6 protein-coding genes and 2 pseudogenes are annotated in these 6,186 nt (G+C 55.7%); 3 read left to right on the forward strand and 5 right to left on the reverse strand.

Annotated elements, in window-relative coordinates; all coding sequences use genetic code 11:
* Positions 1-87, forward strand: a pseudogene (locus tag B2M20_RS19345) (IS5/IS1182 family transposase); the annotation flags it as partial.
* A gap of 9 nt (positions 88-96) precedes the next feature.
* On the opposite strand, the gene B2M20_RS18530 reads toward B2M20_RS19345, so the two are convergent.
* Positions 97-576: a DUF992 domain-containing protein gene (locus B2M20_RS18530; protein ID WP_420799345.1), complete on the reverse strand. Its 480-nt coding sequence runs from the start codon at positions 574-576 to the stop codon at positions 97-99.
* A 3-nt stretch (positions 577-579) separates the two neighbouring features.
* Positions 580-1,179 (reverse strand): hypothetical protein, encoded by a 600-nt coding sequence (locus tag B2M20_RS18535; RefSeq protein WP_079448489.1) that lies wholly within the window; start codon positions 1,177-1,179, stop codon positions 580-582.
* Positions 1,180-1,615: 436 nt separating this feature from the next.
* Between B2M20_RS18535 and B2M20_RS18540 the strand changes: the two genes are divergently transcribed.
* Positions 1,616-2,251, forward strand: coding sequence for a response regulator (locus B2M20_RS18540; protein ID WP_079448492.1), 636 nt, complete (start codon positions 1,616-1,618; stop codon positions 2,249-2,251).
* Between the two features lie 164 nt (positions 2,252-2,415).
* A complete protein-coding gene (locus tag B2M20_RS18545; RefSeq protein WP_079448490.1) occupies positions 2,416-3,468 on the forward strand; it encodes a helix-turn-helix domain-containing protein in 1,053 nt (350 codons plus the stop codon).
* A gap of 71 nt (positions 3,469-3,539) precedes the next feature.
* On the opposite strand, the gene B2M20_RS18550 is transcribed toward B2M20_RS18545, so the two are convergent.
* The 3 genes and pseudogenes from B2M20_RS18550 to B2M20_RS19350 all read right to left on the reverse strand — a co-directional run.
* Positions 3,540-4,571: an AI-2E family transporter gene (locus B2M20_RS18550; RefSeq protein ID WP_158081571.1), complete on the reverse strand. Its 1,032-nt coding sequence runs from the start codon at positions 4,569-4,571 to the stop codon at positions 3,540-3,542.
* A 102-nt stretch (positions 4,572-4,673) separates the two neighbouring features.
* The gene (locus tag B2M20_RS18555; RefSeq protein ID WP_079448493.1) at positions 4,674-5,894 is read right to left on the reverse strand and encodes a M14 family metallopeptidase; all 1,221 of its coding nucleotides are present in this window, start codon (positions 5,892-5,894) and stop codon (positions 4,674-4,676) included.
* Between the two features lie 205 nt (positions 5,895-6,099).
* Positions 6,100-6,186 (reverse strand): annotated as a pseudogene (locus B2M20_RS19350) (IS5/IS1182 family transposase); the annotation flags it as partial.

Raw genomic sequence — 6,186 nt, forward strand, 5'->3', positions numbered from 1 at the left:
CGCCGCATCGCCACCAGATATGATCGTCTCGCAATCAATTTCCTCGCAGCCGTCTGCATCGCTGCGCTGGTCAGTTACTGGTTATGAGTCCGGACCCTAACGTGCCGGACTTGAACCGAGCGTCAGATTGGTAACACTTGCCGCGAAATTCAGCCCGACCGATCTTTCGGTCGATAGCGGTTGGAGGATGATCGTGCGGCGGGATCCACCGATCAGCGCGTTGGCTCCAAAGCCCGGCCCAAATGCGATATTACCGCTGACACCCACATAATTGCCGCGCAGGGTGCCGGGACCGATGCGTGAGTTCCTAGCAAGAACGGCCCACGAAAGGACCGCTCCGCTGGTCACTCCGAGGTCAAGACCGACGCGCCTGATCCTCCCTTCATAGACGTACTGCCGCCCCGAGTTTCCCGCCCGGAATACGCAACGCAAGTCCTGCGCCGAGCCGAAAACTTGTCCAACGCGCGGTGTACTGGCGCACAAAAGCCTGCCGACCCTGAATCTCTCCGCATTGGCGGGAAGAGCAACGATGCAAATCAAAGCAGACACGCAAATGGTCGCGAGACGCTGACTCATCATCTAAATCTCATCGGGGCTTTTGTGTCGGCTGGATGCGGCGCTCGTTTGACCGCTATTGCGAAACCAGAACGTGATGCCGAGGCCGATCAGAAAGACAGCCGCCAGCAGAAATAAGAGAATAGACTGCTTCAGCCAGGATATCATTGGAACCGCTGCGCCCATCGCAAGACCGAGGAAAGAGGTCTGTAGCGACAGAAGGCTCACGCCCGCGAGGAATGTCCCCAACGCAAGCAGCGTAAGGAGAACAAGACTGATTGCTGGTGTCGTCAGAAATTGACTAACGCCCGACAGTATTATGATGTTCATCGCAACTAAGACAGCGATCCAGTGTAGCGCCTGGGTCCAGACGAGTTGCCATCGCGCCTCTCTGCTGTGCACCTGTGACCACTTGCTGATCACGCCGGTGACGCCGATCGCGATTGCCAGAAATTCCCAATAGCCGACGAGGGGTTGGCGCGACGCGTTCGTATACGCGACCCCGGCGATAGACAGCACCAGTGCAACGATAAAAGGAAACTGCTCCCTAACGAAGCGGGTCACCGGCGACCGCGCCACCGAAGGGTTCGTTCGATCGTCTCGTGTAGCTTCAATTTCATCCATCGGTGCCTCATTGACGATTCGCGGCTTGCTGGGGGATCATCGCCGATCGGAACGTTCCGCCTGTTTTCATGTCGTTCATCAATCGGCCAGCCCGCCGAGCCACCTAGAGTGAACCAGCATCCTAGATTGCCGAAGCCCGTCTTGCCCATCAGGGATTTCCCTAGGAAGCAGGCTCGCCGTTCCTTAACGACGACCAAATCTCGTGCTGAGCAATCACACCAACAAATGATCCTCGCCACAGGCAGAACCGTGAGTACTATGCGCTCAGGCTGCCGTTCGATCATGCCATCTAAGAGCGGTAGTCAGTACATTTGGCCGGAATTTTCAGGGTTTTGTGGGATATTCACCGGTGTTGCCACTAATGTAACTGCTGGTTTGCAGTTGATCGCGCTCTTTATTGCCCGACGTTGATGAGCCGGAAAACGGGAACGACGCCGTGAAGCGCTTCGTCATAGCAGATGATCACGAAGTGGTTCGCTCCGGACTTCGCGCGCTTGTCGAAACGCGAGCCGACTGGATCGTCAGCGCAGAGGCCGTCAATGGAGAGCAGGCTGTCGCGCTGACGTTAGAAACGCGGCCTGACGTCGTCATCGTAGATTATTCAATGCCACTGATGAATGGGCTGGAAGTAAGCCGCCGCCTCAAGTCAAAGGGTGTGCAGGCCGCGATCTTGGTCCTCACGATGCACGAAAATGAGGAGTTGTTGACTGAGGCCATTTTGGCCGGCGTTCGTGGCTTGCTGTTCAAGTCAGATGCAGGAAAACATTTGATTGCCGCAATCGAGGCACTACTGGACGGCAGGCCCTATTTCACCGGCGTTCTAATGGAGAAATTACTTCATCACTATCAGACCAACAAGCAAAACAAGCTGGACGTCGTGCTCACTCCGCGCGAGCAAGGCATCGTTCAACTCATTGCGGAAGGGCATACGAACAGATCCATCAGCGGAATTCTGAAGCTCAGCGTGAAGACCGTAGAAACCCATCGCGCATCGGCCATGCGAAAGCTGGGTATGTCCTCGACAGCCGATCTAGTCCGTTATGCCATCCGCAAGAATCTGGTCGCACCCTGAAGACGATCTGGATCTTACATTCAAGATGCGGTCGCAGACGCCGGCCAAACCAGCCACACGGCTGATGGCCGTCGAGCCAGGGCATCTGGTTCCCACCGGCTCCCGGTGTTAGAGTAGTCCATCTGCTGATAGCGCGAATGCCTGCAATTTGGAGGTAATTTGCCATGAATGCTCTGATTCCCGCAGTCGAGCTACTAAAGGCGAGCAGCGAGCAGCCGCTGCGATGCGCACTCGACATGAACACATCTTCCGTTTTGCCCCCTGAGCAGTTCGACTTCTTTCGCAGTTGGTACGCGGGCATTGCCGAAGTCACGCTTTTCCAAGAAGAGTGTTCCTCATTTCTGGCGCATCAAATGGTGTGGGACTTTGGAAAGTTGACTTTCATTTACCTCACATTGCCCTATTGCCAATTTGGTTGGCGGCATTTGAGCAGACCCACAATAGACAATTGGTATTTGACCCTACTGTTACCTAAAGCTCAGAATTCCAGAGACGATTTTGAAGCTGGAGATTTAGGCTTGCAGTCTTTCGCGGACCCATTCGAATACATATCAAAGAAAACCGATTTCCTTGCTTTTGTTCTGCCCCGCAATCTGCATTTCATCCAGTCGTCAACAATTGAAATACGCAGGAATTCGAAACAACTCCTGACGGACTACATGCTTCTTCTGCATCGCTCGCTTCCTCATCTGAGGAGTACCGACGCGCTGAACATCGCTGCGGCAACCACCAGCCTGCTCGCCGCATGTCTCGCACCATCACGCGACCGGATCGCCGAGGCGCAGCGCCCGATCGAAGTCGTTCTCATGAACCGCGCTTCTCAAATCATCGCGAAGCGCCTGTCGGATCCAAAATTGACGCCGGACCTGCTCTGCCGTGAGATCGGCGTATCGCGTTCCGGGCTGTACAGAATTTTCGAGTCGGTTGGAGGCGTTGCGAATTACATTCGGCGTGCGCGCCTGTGCAAGACGCGTGACGCGCTGGCCGACAGTTCGGACGGACGATCGATCTTCGCCATTGCTGAGCAATATGGCTTCATGGATCCCTCCACATACAGCCGTATGTTCAAGAAAGAGTTCGGCATTTCGCCACGAGACGCGCGCACGGAAGGTTGGCTAAACCTCAAATTCGCACGGCCGACTGACAGGACGCCAACGCTTCGCAATCTCTTGCTAGGAAACTATTGGGACCGCTCTAACGATGTTGATCGGCTCTGACGCACTCAAGGCCAGCGGTAAATTGTCAAGCGCTCTTGAGACAGCGTCACAAAGGTCATGGTCCTTTCGCCTCAATCCGCTGAAAGCAATTTGGCCAGCCAGTTCAGTGAGGCATGTTGTTCGCAAATCGTCAGGAGCGCGATTGTTACGGGAAGGCCTATGAATGCACCTGGTATCCCCCAGAGAAATGCCCAGAAAAAGAATGCAACCAGCATCACGAACGGCGATATCGCGAGAGTTCTACCGGCGATGATCGGCTCAAGATAGCTTCCGATCAAAAATTGGATCAGGTACAGGCTAAAAAATACAAATAGCGCCATCTGCCAGGATTCGAACTGCACGCTGGCGAAAAGCACCGGAAGAACAATCGCAACCAGCGTGCCTACATATGGAATATAGTTCAATACGAAAGAAATGATCCCCCAGGCCGTTGCCAGGTCGAGGCTGATCGAGAACGTGAAAGCGAAGACCGCCAAGCCTGTTACTATGCTGGCCGTGGTTCGTATCATCATGTATTTGCGAATTTTCCCGGCGATCTCTGCAGTCGTTCGACAGATATCCTGCCCGATCTTGGGTGCCAACGAGTCCAGTCGCGTTCTGAAATCGTCCAGTTCCGTCAGACCAAACGTAAGCAGGAGAAATACAGCAATGCTGAACCCGGAAAAGTAATTCGCTCCAGACGCGATCGTCCGAAGGACGCCGACGAACGCACTGGCATCGTACTGACCGACCCCTTCCGTGATGAAAATGCCGTACCCTGCCAGCCACAGGGTCCATCGCTCGTAAAGGGCTTGAATGCTCGCGATGTTGGCGATTGTCCAGTGGACCACGTCATCAATGCTCCAGACGATAGCCATCGTGAACACGAGCATGATGACAAGCGTCAGAAGAATGGTGAGACACAACGCGGCAAACTTCGAAAGCCTTGCCTCAAGCGCCTTTTGAATCGGCCAGACGAGCGCCATACCGAAGAGTGCGAAGGCTATGGGTTCAAACAATGGTCGCGCGAGGTAAAGCGCAGCGGTTATCAGAAAGACCGCAAGGAGAAGCTGGACGCTGTGACCGGTTTCAAATCGACTCGGATTTGGCACGGTGTCGTTCATCGACTGCCCCTCATTTAATGGAGGCGAAATCGTCATTAGCGAGAGTCATCCGCTGCCGCCGTTGTAACCTCGGCGCCCTTTTTTCCATATCTTGACGATCCACTATTCTGGATAAGAGTGTTCGGTATCGGCATGCACGCCACGCCGAGCGGGAGTATCCGGCTCGCGGACCATAATGAACGCCAATATGTTCCCTGGCTCCGACATCGAGTCGGTGCGATAGGCGGCCATTGTCCCGTTCTGCGCAGCAACATATTCTGCAACAGTCTCGCCGAACATGTTTCGTTGCACGGCAATCTTCTGGCCGGCTTTGACCTCCTCGTCGAGCTTCGCCAGATATTCGACGAGACCGCCGTGGGTTGCTATGATCGGAGCTGCCCCATTGCCGATCTTCATGCCGGCATCCGCCGCGGTCCGCCCAATCGCGCCACCGATCACACCGTAATGCTTCAGAACGTTCGTGGTGCCTTCGACAAACAGGTCGATCATGCCACCGTTGAGAATCCGCGCGGCGCCGACTTCAGGTGTGAAGCACGGGATGCCAGCGTCGACGAACGCATTATGCAGAACCCCGGGATAGGCGGCATCGTCCCACATTTGCCCGATGGGATAGAGGTCCGTCATGGTCTTCACGTCGGGGATACTGCGATCGCCGATAATGAACGCAGCAATTTCCAGGCCCGTAGCTCCGGTATGGAAGTCGATCGCAAGGTCGGAGTTCGGTTTCAGAAGCCGGTTGAATAGAAGGCCAGCGTGACGGCTCGTGGCACTCGCCCCGTTCTCGTTTCCCGGCCACTCGCGATTCATGTCGATGAGGCCGATGCCGCGCCCAGAATTGGGCCATCGGCGTTGCATGCTCTCCAAGGCCGGTCGCGCGATGTCCAGCACAGCCATGACCGTCCCGGACATCTGCTTCGGATCGAGTTGCTCCATCACAGCCTGCACCGTGCGGATCGAGCTCATTTCATCGCCATGCACGCCGCTGGTCAACGTGAAACGCTTGCCGGGTCGAGCGCCCTTGGCCACGACGACCGACACGTACCAGCACTGGCCGCCCGGCGCCTGCACACCTTGAAAATAGAGCTGGTGCTTTTTTCCGGGCTCGAGATCCGCAACATCAAGCCGGCTGACAACCTTTCTCTCCTGAACCGTTTCACCTGTATAGATGGTTCCGGCCCTCGCCTCCTCTTTTCCAGAAGTCTGCTGCGCGGTCGCGGTGGCGGCTTCCCCGATGACGATGGCCGCCGCCCCAGCAGCGGCGATGGAGCCGGTCATGAAGTCGCGCCGATCAAGAATATCTCTATCTTTGGCTGAATCTGACATGGGCACTCCCCCACGGGTGGGAACTTTGATCACGCGCCGCTTCATAACGATATCTCGACGATCCGGAAGTGCGACGCCGCGATCGGCGTCGTCCGTTTGGCGCCCTCCGGATTAGGCCAGCAGTTCAGCATACGCGGCCGAAGATTAGTTCCGAAGCACTACGCTCAACATGAGAGCAGAAACGCCTAACAACTAGGGTCCGGACTCATAACCAGTAACTGACCAGCGCAGCGATGCAGACGGCTGCGAGGAAATTGATTGCGAGACGATCATATCTGGTGGCGATGCGGCG

It is taken from the genome of Nitrobacter vulgaris (assembly GCF_002028545.1).
Lineage (GTDB): Bacteria > Pseudomonadota > Alphaproteobacteria > Rhizobiales > Xanthobacteraceae > Nitrobacter > Nitrobacter vulgaris.

What these genes read in the sequence shown, in the direction of transcription:
- B2M20_RS18530 (WP_420799345.1), bottom strand. Translation starts at nt 576, where the DNA reads ATGAGTCAGCGTCTCGCGACCATTTGCGTGTCTGCTTTGATTTGCATC.
- B2M20_RS18535 (WP_079448489.1), bottom strand. Translation starts at nt 1,179, where the DNA reads ATGGATGAAATTGAAGCTACACGAGACGATCGAACGAACCCTTCGGTG.
- B2M20_RS18545 (WP_079448490.1), top strand. Translation starts at nt 2,416, where the DNA reads ATGAATGCTCTGATTCCCGCAGTCGAGCTACTAAAGGCGAGCAGCGAG.
- B2M20_RS18550 (WP_158081571.1), bottom strand. Translation starts at nt 4,571, where the DNA reads ATGAACGACACCGTGCCAAATCCGAGTCGATTTGAAACCGGTCACAGC.
- B2M20_RS18555 (WP_079448493.1), bottom strand. Translation starts at nt 5,894, where the DNA reads ATGTCAGATTCAGCCAAAGATAGAGATATTCTTGATCGGCGCGACTTC.